This window comes from Veillonella rogosae JCM 15642 (assembly GCF_002959775.1).
Lineage (GTDB): Bacteria > Bacillota > Negativicutes > Veillonellales > Veillonellaceae > Veillonella > Veillonella rogosae.
Window position 1 is genome coordinate 1 of sequence record NZ_PPCX01000014.1, and the last position, 15765, is coordinate 15765.

General features: G+C 37.5%; 17 protein-coding genes. All 17 read right to left on the minus strand.

Annotation, left to right across the window (positions count from 1 at the left end; translation table 11 throughout):
* The coding region (locus VRHSUH09_RS09495; protein WP_420856581.1) for a transposase-like zinc-binding domain-containing protein at positions 1-159 on the minus strand (159 nt) is incomplete at its 3' end.
* Positions 160-372: 213 nt separating this feature from the next.
* Positions 373-1056, minus strand: coding sequence for an HAD hydrolase-like protein (locus VRHSUH09_RS09500; protein WP_105082035.1), 684 nt, complete (start codon positions 1054-1056; stop codon positions 373-375).
* 1 nt (position 1057) lies between these two features.
* Complete coding sequence (sufU, locus tag VRHSUH09_RS09505; RefSeq protein ID WP_009351377.1) at positions 1058-1483, minus strand: Fe-S cluster assembly sulfur transfer protein SufU; 426 nt, start codon at positions 1481-1483, stop codon at positions 1058-1060.
* Between the two features lie 13 nt (positions 1484-1496).
* Positions 1497-2726, minus strand: a complete 1230-nt coding sequence (locus tag VRHSUH09_RS09510; protein WP_105082036.1) for a SufS family cysteine desulfurase — start codon at positions 2724-2726, stop codon at positions 1497-1499.
* Positions 2727-2737: 11 nt separating this feature from the next.
* Positions 2738-3784 (minus strand): SufB/SufD family protein, encoded by a 1047-nt coding sequence (locus tag VRHSUH09_RS09515; RefSeq protein WP_054748483.1) that lies wholly within the window; start codon positions 3782-3784, stop codon positions 2738-2740.
* A gap of 9 nt (positions 3785-3793) precedes the next feature.
* Entirely contained in the window at positions 3794-5203 is a 1410-nt protein-coding gene (gene sufB / locus VRHSUH09_RS09520) for a Fe-S cluster assembly protein SufB (protein ID WP_054748485.1), read from the minus strand.
* 8 nt (positions 5204-5211) lie between these two features.
* Complete coding sequence (sufC, locus tag VRHSUH09_RS09525) at positions 5212-5955, minus strand: Fe-S cluster assembly ATPase SufC (RefSeq protein ID WP_105082037.1); 744 nt, start codon at positions 5953-5955, stop codon at positions 5212-5214.
* Between the two features lie 293 nt (positions 5956-6248).
* Positions 6249-7505 carry a diaminopimelate decarboxylase family protein gene (locus tag VRHSUH09_RS09530; RefSeq protein WP_054748487.1) on the minus strand — a complete coding sequence of 419 codons (1257 nt, stop codon included), beginning with the start codon at positions 7503-7505 and terminating at the stop codon, positions 6249-6251.
* A 298-nt stretch (positions 7506-7803) separates the two neighbouring features.
* On the minus strand, positions 7804-9429 hold the full coding sequence (gene groL, locus VRHSUH09_RS09535; protein WP_105082038.1) for a chaperonin GroEL: 1626 nt from the start codon (positions 9427-9429) through the stop codon (positions 7804-7806).
* A 113-nt stretch (positions 9430-9542) separates the two neighbouring features.
* Entirely contained in the window at positions 9543-9824 is a 282-nt protein-coding gene (groES, locus tag VRHSUH09_RS09540; protein WP_004696047.1) for a co-chaperone GroES, read from the minus strand.
* 200 nt (positions 9825-10024) lie between these two features.
* Positions 10025-10591 carry an ANTAR domain-containing response regulator gene (locus VRHSUH09_RS09545; RefSeq protein ID WP_054748489.1) on the minus strand — a complete coding sequence of 189 codons (567 nt, stop codon included), beginning with the start codon at positions 10589-10591 and terminating at the stop codon, positions 10025-10027.
* On the minus strand, positions 10592-11980 hold the full coding sequence (locus VRHSUH09_RS09550) for a sensor histidine kinase (protein ID WP_105082039.1): 1389 nt from the start codon (positions 11978-11980) through the stop codon (positions 10592-10594).
* A 2-nt stretch (positions 11981-11982) separates the two neighbouring features.
* A complete protein-coding gene (gene tsaD, locus VRHSUH09_RS09555; RefSeq protein WP_105082040.1) occupies positions 11983-13014 on the minus strand; it encodes a tRNA (adenosine(37)-N6)-threonylcarbamoyltransferase complex transferase subunit TsaD in 1032 nt (343 codons plus the stop codon).
* Positions 13011-13460, minus strand: a complete 450-nt coding sequence (gene rimI, locus VRHSUH09_RS09560) for a ribosomal protein S18-alanine N-acetyltransferase (RefSeq protein WP_043005854.1) — start codon at positions 13458-13460, stop codon at positions 13011-13013. Before rimI ends, tsaD begins: the two co-directional genes overlap by 4 nt.
* Positions 13460-14218, minus strand: a complete 759-nt coding sequence (gene tsaB, locus VRHSUH09_RS09565; protein WP_105082041.1) for a tRNA (adenosine(37)-N6)-threonylcarbamoyltransferase complex dimerization subunit type 1 TsaB — start codon at positions 14216-14218, stop codon at positions 13460-13462. The genes rimI and tsaB overlap by 1 nt, the downstream gene beginning before the upstream one ends.
* Positions 14202-14696, minus strand: a complete 495-nt coding sequence (gene tsaE / locus VRHSUH09_RS09570) for a tRNA (adenosine(37)-N6)-threonylcarbamoyltransferase complex ATPase subunit type 1 TsaE (RefSeq protein ID WP_054748493.1) — start codon at positions 14694-14696, stop codon at positions 14202-14204. The genes tsaB and tsaE overlap by 17 nt, the downstream gene beginning before the upstream one ends.
* Positions 14686-15666: a thiamine-phosphate kinase gene (gene thiL, locus VRHSUH09_RS09575; RefSeq protein ID WP_105082042.1), complete on the minus strand. Its 981-nt coding sequence runs from the start codon at positions 15664-15666 to the stop codon at positions 14686-14688. Before thiL ends, tsaE begins: the two co-directional genes overlap by 11 nt.
* Positions 15667-15765: the final 99 nt, after the last annotated feature.

A 15765-nucleotide genomic window follows, 5' to 3' on the forward strand; every position in this document is an offset into this window, starting at 1 on the left:
TAACCAATTCAAGAATAGGCTTAACTCTTTACTTAAATTATTAATTTTAACGGTAAATGCCACCTTACAATGTTTGCAAAACCAACGCTGAGAACCAGATTTTAAAACACCGTGTTTAATGCATGTTTCATTACAATCAGGACATTTTATTTGTCGCATAAACTCTTCCTCCATATTTGTTTATATATAGGAAGATATAACCTCATTTTAGTCAGTAATTACAAGGGTTAATTGATGTTTTCACCCACACTTTTTGTCCACCCTCAAACTTCTCCAAAAAAAGATTAAACCCTTATAACACTAGTAAATATCTAGTGTTATAAGGGTTTTTACACACACTTTTTGTCCTATAAGCCGCTTTTTTATATGTTATTATCTACGAACCATTAATGCTTCAAGATCGAGAACATCTGCAATTTCATCAACGTCATCACAGAGATATTCGGCATCAGCTTCTTTTAGTTCAGCTTCTGTACCATAACCATAAGTAACACCGACGGAGATACAACCAAGTTCATTAGCTGCTTCTACATCATACTTACGATCCCCAACCATGAATGCCATACGATTACCATTTTCATCAGTTAATGGATTACCACAAAGTTCAAGAGCTTTTTCAAGGATTTCTTTCTTATGTAACAATCCACTTTCATAATTAGCACCAACGATTACATCAAAGTAAGGTGTCAACTCAAAATGGTCTAAAATATCCTTAGCATAATGTTCTGGCTTTGCCGTAGCCAAAGCAATCGTATATTGTTCAGTTTTACATTTAGCTAATAAGTCTACAATATTTGGATATACTGTATTTTCGAACTTACCAATCGTTCCATAACGTTCACGAAACTTGAAGTATGTTTCTTCAGCTTGCTCAAAAGTCATGCCACAATGTTCTTGGAAGGCATCTACCAATGGTGGCCCTAAGAACAATTGCAATGTTTCTTCATCAGGTACATCATAGCCAAAATGTTCTAAGGCAAACTTAATACTTTTTAAAATACCTTCTTGAGAGTCTGTCAAAGTACCATCTAAGTCAAATAATATTGTCTTTTTCATATTACTTCTTTAAAGCCTCTTTTAATGTATGCCATGCAAGAACTGCACATTTAACACGAGCTGGCATGTTAGAAATATTTTGTAATGCCATAGCATCTTCTAATTGTTCTAACTCGCTTTCATCAGTAATCTCTTTTTTGATCATACCTAAGAAAACTTCAACCAAGCGTAGAGCTTCCTCTACAGATTTACCTTTAATAATATCAATCATCATAGATGCAGAAGCTTGGCTAATAGCACAACCAGAACCAGTATATGCTGCATCTTTTACAATGCCATCTACTACATTAAGTTGTAATGTTAAGTCATCACCACAACTAGGGTTATGACCATGTTCAGAAGTTGTGAATTCAGTTAACTCATGTTTATTACGTTTATCTTGGTTATGTTCCAAAATTAGTTCCGTATATAGTTGATCCATTTCCATTGATGGTAATCTCCTAATCTTTAAAGCCCATGACTGAACGAACAGTCTTCAATACTTCGAGGAAGGCATCAAGGTCTTCCTTACGAGTGTACAAGTACATACTTAAACGCGTAGATGCAGATACATTGTAGAATGCACCTAATGGTTGTGCACAGTGGTGACCAGAGCGCACACAAATACCTTTTGCATCTAAGATAGTTGCTACATCGTGAGGATGTACATCATCTATAGTGAAAGCAATTACACCATGCTTCTCTTTCGGATTGGTAGAACCGATTACATTAATATGCGGTAGCTCTAACAATTTAGGTAAAATATAAGCAACCAATTCTTCTTCATACGCTTCAATAGCATCCATACCAAAGGATTCTAAATAATCGATAGCAGCATGCAAGGAAACAGCACCATCTGCATTGGGTGTACCAGCTTCAAATTTGTATGGCAATTCATTGAACGTAGCAGATTGCTCTTTTACATATTCAATCATATCGCCACCCAATAAGAATGGAGGCATTGCTTCTAATAATTCTCTTTTACCATAGAGTACACCAATACCTTGGGACGCACACATTTTATGGCCAGAGAATACAAAGAAATCACAATCAAGTTCTTGAACGTCAATTTTTTTATGAGGTGTAGATTGAGCACCATCAAGAACGACAACAGCCCCAACAGAATGTGCTTTTTCTGTCAATTCTTTTACAGGGAACTCCATGCCTAAAACATTACTAATGTGGGCAAAAGCAACGATCTTAGTAGTTTCATCAATTTTATTGATTTCACCGTCTTTTAAATGACCGCTTTCATCAAGGTACATATATTCCAATGTAGCCCCTGTCTTTTCAGCCACATATTGCCATGTAACAAGGTTTGCATGATGTTCAGCTACAGTAATAATGATTTTATCGCCTGCTTTAAGGTTATTAAGACCATAGCTATGGGCAATTAAATTCATAGATTCTGTCGTATTACGTGTAAATACAACCTCTTCTCGCTCACGGGCATTGATAAATTCCACTACACGATCACGAGCGTTTTCATATGCTTCAGAAGCTTCAATAGCCAAAACATGGGAACCACGATGTGGATTACCATTATGCTGAGTCATATGCTCTACTACACGATCCACTACAACTTGAGGGATTTGCGCAGTCGCACCGCTATCTAAATAGATAACGCGGTGCCCATTATGCTCTTTATGTAATATAGGAAAATCTTTATATGCTTCTGCAATAGGTCTCATAAAACGCCTCTTTAAATCTTATTACGTACAGCCGCTAATGCTGCTTCTTCAATCGTTTCATCACCAATGCGATCAATAATAGGACGAATCATAGATTCAACGATAATATGTTTAGCTTCTACTTCACTAAAGCCACGGCTCATGAGGTAGAACAATTTATTATGATCAATTTGGCCTGCACTTGCTGCATGGTTACCTACTACATTATCCTCTTTACACAACAAGAGTGGCAAAGAAATGGATTTTACAGTAGGGTCTAACAACAAGCAAGTATCTTCTTCCGCACCTTCAGATGCAGTTGCACCATGTAGGAAATCAAGGGTACCACGGAAGGATTTTTTAGCATTGCCACTAAGAGCACCTAAGTTATGAATATCGCTGACAGATTTTTTGCCGCCATGACTCATAATCATAGAAATATCGAATTTTTGCTCTTTGTTACCAAGATAAGCAATGTCGTGAATAATGTGAGATTCTTTACCTACTAAATCATGATAGTAGTTCAAGATATTTTCGCTACCACCGATTTCGATATTGATATATTCAACATCAGCGTTATCTTCTAATTTAGTGTATCGATGCTCGATATGTTGTACATGTTCAGGTAAAAGATTTACCTTTTTCACTACAATTTTACCAGTTGCTTTAACATCATATTCGTTAAGGTAGCTTACATTAGTTACTGCATCACCAGAACCAGTAACAAAGAATTGAACTTCTAGTTCAGCACCTTCACCAACGATAAATTGAAATCGATTTGCTACGCGAGCTGTAGCATCGATGCGGATACCTACAACTTCTTTCGCATTTGCAGGAACGTTAATAGCATAACCTTCTGCTTTTTCCACCAAACCTTGAACCGCTTCTTTATTAGCGCCTTCATATTTGCCTTCTAATAATGCTGTGCCTACAGGCAATGGTGAAAGTATATTTTCATTCGCTTCAACAGCGATAGATTGTACTGCTGTATCTTCTCCAGCTAGAGAGCCTACAGTATGGTTAACACGTAACCATCTGAACGTCGGTCTAGGGAGTTCATTAAATAGTAATTCGCTCATAATTCCTCCTTAACCGATAGAACCTTCTAATTCAAGATTGATTAGATTGTTCATTTCTACTGCATATTCAAGTGGCAATTCTTTAGAGATTGGCTCTACGAAACCACGAACGAGCATTGCACGAGCTTCTTCTTCGCTAATACCACGTGTCATGAGATAGAAAATCGCTTCGTCAGAAATACGACCGATTTTAGCTTCATGACCTAAGTCCACATTATCGTTTTCTACGATAATAGCTGGAATTGTATCAGATTGAGACTCTGCATCAAGCATTAAGGATTCACAAGATACAGTCGCTTTGGAATGTTCTGCTTTAGGACCAATTTTCAAAAGACCACGGTAGATAGCTGCGCCACCGGATTTAGAAATAGATTTAGAGTTTACATTACTTGTTGTATATGGTGCGTTGTGAACCACTTTACAACCTGTATCAAGGAATTGGCCTTCGCCAGCGAATGTTACACCTGTAAATTCAGCATGTGCACCTTCACCGTTAAGGATACTCATTGGATACAAGCAAGATACTTTGGAACCGAAGGAACCAGATACCCACTCAATAGTACCACCTTTACCTACAACACAACGTTTTGTATTAAGGTTGTACATATTTTTGGACCAGTTTTCAATTGTAGAATAACGCAAAGTAGCATTATCTTTTACGAACAATTCAACGGCACCTGCATGAAGGTTAGATACGTCATATTTAGGCGCGGAACAACCTTCGATAAAGTGCAATTTAGCACCTTCTTCTACGATAATCATCGTATGTTCGAACTGACCAGCACCTGGTGCATTCAAGCGGAAGTAGGATTGCAATGGAATATCTACTTGTACTCCTGCTGGAACATATACGAAGGAACCACCAGACCAAACAGCACCATGAAGAGCTGCCCATTTATGGTCAGTAGGAGGAATCAATGTCATCCAGTATTTTTTTACGATTTCTTCATGCTCATGAAGAGCTGTTTCAATATCAGTATAGATAACACCTTGTTTTACAAGATCTTCTTGAATACTGTGATAAACAACTTCAGAGTCATATTGAGCACCAACACCCGCTAAAGATGTTTTTTCCGCTTCTGGAATACCTAAACGGTCAAAAGTGCTTTTAATTTCTTCTGGAACTTCGTCCCAGTTTTCTTTCATATCTACTTTTGGCTTAACATAAGTATGGATATTAGCCATATCTAAGCCAGAAATATCAGGGATCCAGTTAGGAATGCCCATACGATTATAGATTTCTAGAGATTTCAAACGAAACTCTAGCATCCATTCCGGTTCATTTTTATTAGACCAAATCTCACGGATAATATCTTCAGTTAAACCAGCATCTGCGATATAAGAATATTCAAAGTCATTCTTAATGTCGTAGACACCACGGTCCATATCCGCGACTTGGGTTTTCTTTCTTTCTTCCATTGTGCCTCCTATGCTAATGCTTTGTATGCGTCGTAACCTTTTTCTTCGATTTCACGTACAAGAGAAGCATCACCAGTTTTAACGATTTTACCGTTGATCAGTACATGAACATAGTCAGGGTTCAATTTTTGTAAGATTTGATTGTGGTGAGTGATGATTAATACAGCGTTTTCTTCGTTGTGGAAACGTTGTACACCTTCAGACACAATACGAACCGCATCTACGTCAAGACCGGAGTCAGTTTCGTCAAGAATAGCCAATTTAGGATTCAAAATGGACATTTGAAGAATTTCATTTTTCTTGCGTTCACCACCAGAGAAACCTTCATTAACATAACGTTGTGCATAAGATGTGTCGAAGGACAATTCATCCATCTTTTCTTTCAATTCTTTTTTGAAAGATAAAGCGCGAACGTTTTCACCAGTAATTGTGGATTTAGCTGTACGAATGAAGTTTTCTACAGTAATGCCAGGAATGGAGATTGGATGTTGGAAGGACATAAAGATACCTGCTTTCGCACGATCATTTACTGCATCTTCCGTAATATCTTTACCATCAAAAATGATAGAACCGCTATCCACTGTATATGTAGAGTTACCCATGATTGCATTGGCAAGTGTAGATTTACCAGCACCATTAGTCCCCATTACTACGTGAATTTCACCTTTATTAATTGTTAAGTCGATACCTTTTAAGATTTGTTTGTCTTCAACGGATACCTTTAAATCTTTTATCTGAAGTAATTCAGCCAAAATGTTCACTCCTTTTTATTTGTATGTACCATAAGAACATACATGCATTATATGTAAAACGTATATACTGACACATATAAAAAGGCGGTACGCACTAACGTGAATACCGCCGTAATTCTCGCCAACTTAGCAAGTATGTGCATAACAATCTACAATTATTATACATTCTTATCTAAATGATAGCAAGATATTCCTACTAAAATATACAGGAATTAAAAGAATATCAAGTATTACATATATTGATAGGTTTTATTTAATATTCATTCTCATCCTATTCGATTCTCAATATTAAATTATAGGTTGGAAAAATCAAGAGTTCCAAACAAGTCATCATACGTTTCAGCACGACGAATTTGTGTAACAGAACCATCTTTATGTAATAACAACTCAGCAGAGCGCAATTTACCATTATAGTTGAATCCCATGGAGTGACCATGCGCACCAGCATCATGAATGATGATACGATCACCAATATCGATTTTTGACAACTCACGTTGAATAGCAAATTTATCATTATTTTCACATAAAGAACCAGTTACATCGTACACATGATCCTTAGGTGCATTCTCTTTACCCATTACTGTAATATGGTGATAAGAACCATACAAAGCAGGACGCATAAGATTTGCCATACAGGAATCAAGACCAATGTAATGACGGTAAATATCTTTTTTATGAATCGCTGTAGAAACAAGATAACCAAATGGACCGGTTACCATACGGCCACATTCATAAGCTAACGCAACATCACTGAGACCATTAGCTACGAGAATTCTATTATAAGCTTCCTCTACACCCTTGCTAAGTGCCTTGAAATCTACAGGTGTTTGCTCTGGCTTATAGGCAACACCTACACCACCACCAAGATCGATAAACTCAACATTGATACCAAGTTCATTTTTAATATCTACAGCAAGATTAAAGCAAAGCTCTGCAGTACCAACTAATCCATCAATATCAAGCTCGTTAGATACAACCATTGTGTGGATACCAAAGTGTTTTACACCTTTAGCTTGCAATTGTTTGTAAGCTTCAAAAATTTGTTCGCGTGTCATGCCGTATTTAGCTTCTTCAGGAAGGCCAATAATTGTATTACCACCTTCTTTTAAGGAGCCTGGATTATAGCGTACACAGAATGTATCAGGTAAAGAACCGTGATGCTTTTCTAAGTATTCAATATGAGTAATGTCATCAAGATTAATAATAGCGCCCATATCTAATGCTTTTTTATACTCCACATATGGAGTGTCATTAGATGTGAACATAATATCATGTCCAGTAATACCCACTTTTTCACATAGCATTAATTCTGCTAAGGAAGAGCAGTCGGCACCTACACCAAGCTTTTGTAATACACGCATAATATATGGATTTGGAGTTGCTTTTACAGCAAAATATTGCTTAAAGCCTTTATTCCAAGAAAATGCGTTGATGAAAGATTTCATATTCTCAATTATGCCTTCTTCATCATAAATATGGAATGGAGTTGGATATTGAGCGATAATATTTTCTAATTGTTCTGCCGTAAAGGGAACTGTTTTTGTGTTCATAACAACCTCTCTAAATAAATAAAAGACTCATCAAGAGATGAGACTATTATCTAAATTATTATTTAAATTAGCTATATAAGCCAAAGTAATCTACATCATGTAGAACTATATATAATAATTTATCATATCAAATAAAACTAAATTAAATTCTATAGAATTATATCATAATTTGTATACAAAATCAATTTTATCGATATTTGTATAGTTAATATAAAAATAATCCTAATGAACTGAAACCATATCGTTTCTAATTCATTAGGATTATTATAGGTCTATTTATTATGCGTTAAGCAGTTGATTACATCATACCGCCCATGCCACCCATTGGAGGCATTGCAGGAACTGCAGCATTTTCTTCTACTTTATCAGCTACGATTGTTTCAGTAGTCAATACAAGAGATGCGATAGACGCAGCGTTTTGAAGAGCAGAACGAGTAACTTTAGCAGGGTCTACGATACCAGCTTTAACCATGTCGATATATTCTTCAGTCAAAGCATTGAAACCGATACCAGAGTCAGTATTTTTAACTTTTTCTACTACAACAGAACCTTCAAGACCAGCATTGTAAGCGATTTGACGAAGTGGTTCTTCTACAGCGCGTTTTACAAGGTTGATACCAGTTTGAACATCACCAGTAGCTTCCAATGTATTTAATGCAGGGATGATATCGATGAATGTAGTACCACCACCAGCTACGATACCTTCTTCAACTGCAGCGCGTGTTGCATTCAATGCGTCTTCGATGCGAAGTTTTTTATCTTTCATTTCAACTTCTGTAGCAGCACCTACTTCAATAACTGCAACACCACCAGACAATTTAGCAAGACGTTCTTGTAATTTTTCGCGGTCGAATTCAGAAGTTGTTTCTTCAACTTGTGCACGGATTTGATTTACGCGTTTAGCGATTACTTCTTTATCGCCTACACCGTCGATGATTGTAGTTTCATCTTTAGTAATGCGTACTTGACGAGCTGTACCAAGATCTTCAAGCTCTACAGAATCAAGCTTACGGCCCATATCTTCAGTGATTACAGTACCACCAGTCAAGATTGCGATGTCTTCAAGCATAGCTTTACGACGGTCCCCGAAACCAGGAGCTTTAACAGCTACAGCTTTGAATGTACCACGCAAGCGGTTAACTACTAAAGTAGCCAATGCTTCGCCTTCTACATCTTCAGCGATGATAAGAAGTTCTTTACCAACTTTTACCACTTTTTCAAGTGTTGGCAACATATCAGCAATTGCGCTGATTTTACGGTCTGTAATCAAGATGAATGGATTATCCATAACAGCTTCCATACGATCAGGATCAGTTACCATGTAAGGAGAAATGTAGCCACGGTCGAATTGCATACCTTCTACTACATTTAATGCAGTTTGCAAGCCTTTAGATTCTTCTACAGTAATAACGCCATCGTTACCAACTTTTTCCATAGCTTCAGCAATTAAGCCACCGATTTCTTCATCAGCAGCGGATACGCTAGCAACTTGAGCGATTTCAGCTTTACCAGAAACTTTGATGGACCGTTTTTTGATTTCTTCAACCAAAGTTTTTACAGCTGTTTCAATACCTTTTTTCAATATCATTGGGTTTGCACCAGCTGCTACGTTACGCATACCTTCTTGAATCATAGCTTGAGCCAATACAGTTGCAGTAGTTGTACCGTCACCTGCTACGTCATTAGTTTTAGTAGCAACTTCTTTTACTAATTGTGCACCCATGTTTTCAAATGGATCTGGAAGTTCGATATCACGAGCAATAGTTACACCATCATTTGTAATTGTTGGGGAACCGAATTTTTTATCTAAAACAACATTACGGCCTTTTGGACCTAATGTTACTTTTACAGCATTTGCCAATTGATCAACGCCACGGCCTAAAGCGCGACGAGCTTCTTCATTAAACAAGATTTCTTTTGCCATATGAATTACCTCCTAGATAGTAATACTATCGAATGTAACGAAATATATGTGCTCTTAAGCAATATAGAATGTATCATCAGTATTTATAGTCTTACAAGACTACAGATTAGCTATTATAGTACTGCTAAAATATCGCGCTCACTGATAATCAAGTGAGTAGCGCCATCGATTTCTAATTCGCTACCAGCATATTTTGCGAACATAACAGTGTCGCCAACTTTAACTTCTGGAGCTACACGTTGACCATTGTCATATACTTTACCAGCACCTACAGCTACAACTACACCTTCTTGAGGTTTTTCTTTTGCTGTATCAGGAAGGAAGATACCACTTTTAGTTTTTTCTTCTTTTGCTTCTAAACGGATAAGAACGCGGTCAGCTAATGGTTTTAACATATGATGTCACTCCTTATTTACTAGATATTATTTATACTTTATTAGCACTCTAACTCATCGAGTGCTAATTACATGTATTATTATAACCTATGTCAAAATAATTGCAAGTAAAAATTTTGATTTTTTGACTTTTTAGTCTTTATGTGAATTAGAAGCAAAAAAACTAGTATGAGTTTTAATCTTCATACTAGTCTTTTCTACTATTTTGAAACTTGATGAATCAAGGCTTTGCAGATATTAACAATACTATCACGTTTCTTCATACTTAGGGCGCGAATGCGATTATAAGCTTCCTCTTCTGATATAGAGTATAGCTCCATCAATATACCGGTCCCTTTTTGAATAATTTTACGATCTTCTAAGGACTGTTCTAATTCAGCCATTTTTTCGCGTAGCTGAGCATCACTTTTATAACGACCTAATGCCATTTCTAAAGTAGGTACCAATTGCTCCTCTCGTACAGGTTTAATTAGGTATCCATATACGCCTGAGTCTCTAGCTTTATCAATTAAATCTTGTTGACTATAACTGGTTAACAACACAACAGGTGCTTCATGGTGAAAGCCAATCTGCCGAGCAGCTTCAATACCATCTAATTCTGGCATTTTAACATCCATTAAAATGATATCCGGTTTATGCTGTTTACAGAGTTGTATAGCTTCAACGCCATTGGTTCCCTCTGCTACGACCTCATGACCGCAAGACTCAATAATATCTCGCAAATCCATGCGTATAAGGGATTCATCATCGACGATTAAAACGCGCATTTACGCCTCCTTCTTCATATGTATTGTGGCCAATACACCATGACCAGTATTTTCTATGGATAAACTTCCCTTTAATTCATGAGTAACTAAATTATTTATAATTGTAAGTCCCAATCGTTTATTAGATGAAATAGAAAAATCACTAGACAATCCTTTCCCATTATCTGTGAAAGCTAATTTAATGTTTCCCTCTATGTCATTAACATGAAGATGAATTTCTCCATGCGCCCCTTCTAGGCCATGTTCTAAGCTATTAGTGATTAATTCATTAATGATAAGAGATACATAACTTGCCATATGAGAAGAAATCAATATATCTTCTCCACTATAAGTAAAGGTAACCTCTTGATCTTGTCTGACCATACTCATACGCAATAATCGACATAGCTCATCATAAATGGATCGTATACCAATATAATCCTCATCATAATGAGACACTATATCGTGAACTAGAGCCATACTTTCAATACGATTAATACCCTCTTGAAGAGCCTGTTTTACCTCTGGTAAGCTTGAACGTCTCGCCTCCATACGCAATAGACCAGCTACAGTTTGTAAGTTGTTTTTTACGCGGTGATGGACCTCTTTGATAATTGAGTTTTTCACCAACAATTCTTGTTGCTGCTTACTTTCACGAGTACAATCATGTAACACTAAAAAACATCTCGTTTCATTACGGCCCATAGCAATAGGAATCATATGCTGACGAATCACCATATCTTGATATATTTCTTCACTAGTATATATAGTTCTATCTGCCAAGACTTGTTGGATAGCCGATATTTTTAAAGTACTGCTATAAATAGATGAACCTACTAAGCGTCGATCAAAGCCTAACAAGTCTACCAATTGTAATGCAGCATCATTGCCGTATAGAATTTTATGAGAATCATCAAAGATAATTAAACCATCAAAATAAGAGATAGGTTCGTAAGATTGAATTTGTTCATCCGTAGCAGTCAGCATGAGACGTTGCATCGTATCAGATAAAGTATATTCTTGTTCATATTGCTCTACCTTGATAGATGGGGACAGTGTAAAGGAAATACCACCAATAATACGTCCTCCATTATCTACTACAGGAAAAACATGCTGCCTAAACTCATTATCTTCCCCTATGAGTGGCTGCCCATTTTCCATCATCACATGCCAAGTATGATTGCCTTTTAAGTGATGTGTAACGATTCCAGTTTCACTGCGTTCTATACATAACATATCAGCACCCTGTTGTACATTACCATGTGATTTCTTAAGCAGGGGCGTAAAAATCTGTATCCTTTGACGGGTCAAAGACTCGCCAAAGGATATAAGTTTACTAATATGCTCAAGTAATGAGGTTTGTAATGGTCCTAATGGTGTTGTATTTAAAATATCTTGACCAATATCCACAATTAATCCTCTTTCCAAGATACATGACCAATTTCTACGCTTGGTTTTGCATTCAATGTTAAATCGCCAAATTTACCAGCTTTTGCCATGTAATAGGCTCGACAACCAATCATGGCCGCATTGTCAGTAGACAAAATTTTATGAGGCTTGTAATAAGTAAATCCTTCTTCTTGGCACATAGCTTCTAATGCTTGTTGTAACCCCTTGTTAGCAGATACACCACCAGCAATAGTAATACATGTTTCACCTAATGTGTGAGCTGCATCTTTTGTTTTTTCTACAAGCACATCAACGATAGCCTTTTGGAAGGACGCTGCCACATCGGCTTGATTGATGGGCTCATTCTTTTGTTGTTTGCTATTTAAATAGTTTAGTACTGCTGATTTCAAGCCACTAAAACTGAATTCAAAATTACCAGGTTCGCTCAAAGCCTTTGGAAACTCGATGGCATTAGCATCACCTTCCGCAGCAAGAGCATCAATATGAGGGCCACCTGGGTATGGAAAGCCCATGACACGAGCAATTTTATCAAAAGCTTCACCAGCTGCATCATCTCGTGTTTGGCCAAGAATATCAAATTCTTCGTACCCTTTTACATGGACTAGCATTGTATGACCACCAGATACGACGAGGCTCAAAAATGGAGGCTCTAGTTCTGGATTAGCTAAGAAATTGGCAAAAATATGACCTTCCATATGGTGAACTGGCACCAAAGGGATGCCCGTAGCAAAGGATAAACCCTTTGCTGCTGCTACACCTACCAATAGTGCTCCCACAAGACCGGGACCATAGGTAACGCCAATGTGGTCGATATCTTGTAAGGTCACATTCGCATCTCGTAGCGCTTGATCTATAACAGGTATAACTTGTTCTATATGGTGACGCGATGCGATTTCTGGTACAACGCCACCAAATTTTCTATGAATCGGCACTTGGCTAGAAATAACATTAGATAAAACAGTTCGTCCATCCTTTAAGACAGAGGCTGATGTTTCATCACAGCTACTTTCTAAGGCTAATGTGTATATACTCATTCTATTTCCTCTGAAACGAGAGACATAATGTACGCATCTTCCGTAGGCTCTGAATAGTACTCTTTACGAATTCCTTTTACAGAAAAACCTAAATTTCTATACATAGCCAATGCGGCTAAATTAGATATGCGCACCTCTAAAAAGATTTCGTGCATGCCTCGCGAAAAACATTCATCAATTAATTGCTTTGTAAGTTTTGATCCGTATCCTTTACCACGGGCAGAAGGCAAAATGGCAATATTCGTAATTTGACCTTCATCGTATACAAGCCAAGCACCTGCATATCCTACAATATGGTTCTCCTCACAAATTACCATATATAGTTTATTTGCTGCACCTTCCAGCTCAGCGAGAACAGATTCTAACCTCCAAGGAACAGAAAAGGACTGCTGTTCGATCTCATAAATAGCGTGAGCATCCTCAATAGTGGCTAAACGTATCTCCATCATTCTGCACCTGCTGCCTCTGTCACTACTACGGTAGGATTTTGGCTCAACATGGCAGGATTATCCTTATGGCGTTCTTCCCATAATACTTCCGCTTCTGAGCGGCGAATATAATACGGTACCATATCCATAGGATCAGATACTTCATTTGTATCTATTAATTTACGACCAGCTAGCAGTAACGAACTAGCCTTCGGAATACGTTGTGATATATCTAGAATCGTTAAATTAGTATCCTTTGCCTCTAACAGTTTTTCAATACGTTTAATGCCATCCCCAAGGAATAATACTTTATCATCATTTGCTCTAAATCGGTCTAACAAATCACTTGCAGGTATAACAAATGGCTCTTCCTTGCACACTAGTTCGTGACTTTCGTATTGATAAATGCCCGCATAGACATGTTTCTTCTGTGCATCAATAACGGTACAAATTGTATGATCTGTATAGGATACATTGTGCGCTAAGCTATCCATAGTCATAACACCATATAAAGGAATTTGTAATGCGTAAGCCATTGCCTTTGCTGTCCCCATGCCAATGCGTAAGCCCGTAAAGGAACCAGGCCCAATACTAACTACGATTCCTTTTAATTCATTTCTTTCAACTTGAGAGGCACGTAACAACATATCGATATGAGGTACTAATTGCTCGGAATGAGTCAATCCAGCTTGGATGGTCAATTCCCCTATAAGGTTATGTTCGTCCATCAAGGCCACACTCGATACGAGTGAGCTCGTCTCAATTCCCAACCACATATGGGCCTCCTATTTCTGCTAAATCTTCCGCTGTAAGGTAATCACTACCTAAAATAATAGATCGGCTTGTATCGTCAATGGACGTTAAATAAATCCATAATGTTTCATCAGGCAATTCATCAGGGAATTTATCTGCCCATTCCACAATGGATACACAATCTTCTGTATATTCGTAAAAGCCAATATTTTCCAGTTCACTAATATCATCCAAGCGATACACATCAAAATGATATAAATGCGTTCGATTCACATCATAGGTATTCATAATGGCAAAGGTAGGACTTGTAATCTCCTCTGTTACGCCAAAGCCTTTAGCTATGCCCTGGGATAAATGAGTTTTACCCGTCCCTAAATCACCAATTAAGGCAATACATAAAGGATCTCCATTCTGTTGTACCCATTTACCGAGTGTCTGTCCAAATTGTTGTGTATCTTCTACTGTATGTGTTTCTAATTGGACCTGTGCCTTATGATTCATGAAAATGATTATATCCTTTCGCTTCTATGGTCTTAATCGTTCTATCCTGTGTTACCATCTCAACCTTTGGAGGACCAGTTACAACCTCTCCAATCAATGTAATACCTGCTAGATTTTCTAATTTCGGAACTAATGACTTAGGGGCCGTAAATACTAGTTGAAAGTCTTCTCCACCATATAGAGCATAATCTACTGGCTTAGTTTGTAAATGCTTCGCTAATGCGTAGGTTTCTTCGTGCAGTGGAATAGCTGATTCTTCTACAAGGATAGAAACATTGCTAGCAGATGCAATTTCATTTAATTCACTACCAAGACCATCACTAATATCATTCATACTATGAACACCTAACTGTCTCAATTGTTCCCCTAATTCAATTTGAGGATCGGGACGTTGATGACCTATCTTGGTCATATCATAGCCTGCTAGATTGTATGAAAGTGCGCCTAACCCAGTGGCAGCATAGCCTACATAATTAGTAATGCCTACAACATCGCCTACTTGAGCACCACTGCGCATAACCGCAGTTCCTTTAGGTACCTCACCAATAATCGTTACGGTCCAAACCATAGGGCCTTCCGTACGCACCGTGTCACCACCTAATATATTTAGCTTATATCGTTGGCATTGAGCTTTAATGCCTCTATATATTTCATCTAAAATTTCTGTATCTATATGTTGGGGAGCTGCAACAGATAAGACGATTTGTTTTGGGTTCCCCCCCATAGCCGCTATATCACTTAGATTAGCCGTCATGAGCCGATATCCTATATCATAAGGCATCATATAGTGAAAGCTAAAATGAACCCCTTCCACCATCGTATCCGTACTAATGAGTTGATCCATATCTGGTGCGGCACTATATACTGCACAATCGTCACCAATACCATACACTACGGTACTAGAGTCATATATTGTATTATCTTGAATTTGGCGAATGAAATTAAATTCCCCTACATCTTTTAATTGCATCTGATCACCTAGTTTCTGATTATTATACTCATTGTATTGTAACATATATAAAAGACAACAAAAATAGCAGATAGTTGATATATCAACTATCTGCTATCA

Bases quoted from the DNA above. Each gene is read 5' to 3' on its own strand.
- VRHSUH09_RS09500 (WP_105082035.1), bottom strand. From the start codon at position 1,056: ATGAAAAAGACAATATTATTTGACTTAGATGGTACTTTGACAGACTCT.
- sufU (WP_009351377.1), bottom strand. From the start codon at position 1,483: ATGGAAATGGATCAACTATATACGGAACTAATTTTGGAACATAACCAA.
- VRHSUH09_RS09510 (WP_105082036.1), bottom strand. From the start codon at position 2,726: ATGAGACCTATTGCAGAAGCATATAAAGATTTTCCTATATTACATAAA.
- VRHSUH09_RS09515 (WP_054748483.1), bottom strand. From the start codon at position 3,784: ATGAGCGAATTACTATTTAATGAACTCCCTAGACCGACGTTCAGATGG.
- sufB (WP_054748485.1), bottom strand. From the start codon at position 5,203: ATGGAAGAAAGAAAGAAAACCCAAGTCGCGGATATGGACCGTGGTGTC.
- VRHSUH09_RS09530 (WP_054748487.1), bottom strand. From the start codon at position 7,505: ATGAACACAAAAACAGTTCCCTTTACGGCAGAACAATTAGAAAATATT.
- groL (WP_105082038.1), bottom strand. From the start codon at position 9,429: ATGGCAAAAGAAATCTTGTTTAATGAAGAAGCTCGTCGCGCTTTAGGC.
- groES (WP_004696047.1), bottom strand. From the start codon at position 9,824: ATGTTAAAACCATTAGCTGACCGCGTTCTTATCCGTTTAGAAGCAAAA.
- VRHSUH09_RS09545 (WP_054748489.1), bottom strand. From the start codon at position 10,591: ATGCGCGTTTTAATCGTCGATGATGAATCCCTTATACGCATGGATTTG.
- tsaD (WP_105082040.1), bottom strand. From the start codon at position 13,014: ATGAGTATATACACATTAGCCTTAGAAAGTAGCTGTGATGAAACATCA.
- rimI (WP_043005854.1), bottom strand. From the start codon at position 13,460: ATGGAGATACGTTTAGCCACTATTGAGGATGCTCACGCTATTTATGAG.
- tsaB (WP_105082041.1), bottom strand. From the start codon at position 14,218: ATGTGGTTGGGAATTGAGACGAGCTCACTCGTATCGAGTGTGGCCTTG.
- tsaE (WP_054748493.1), bottom strand. From the start codon at position 14,696: ATGAATCATAAGGCACAGGTCCAATTAGAAACACATACAGTAGAAGAT.
- thiL (WP_105082042.1), bottom strand. From the start codon at position 15,666: ATGCAATTAAAAGATGTAGGGGAATTTAATTTCATTCGCCAAATTCAA.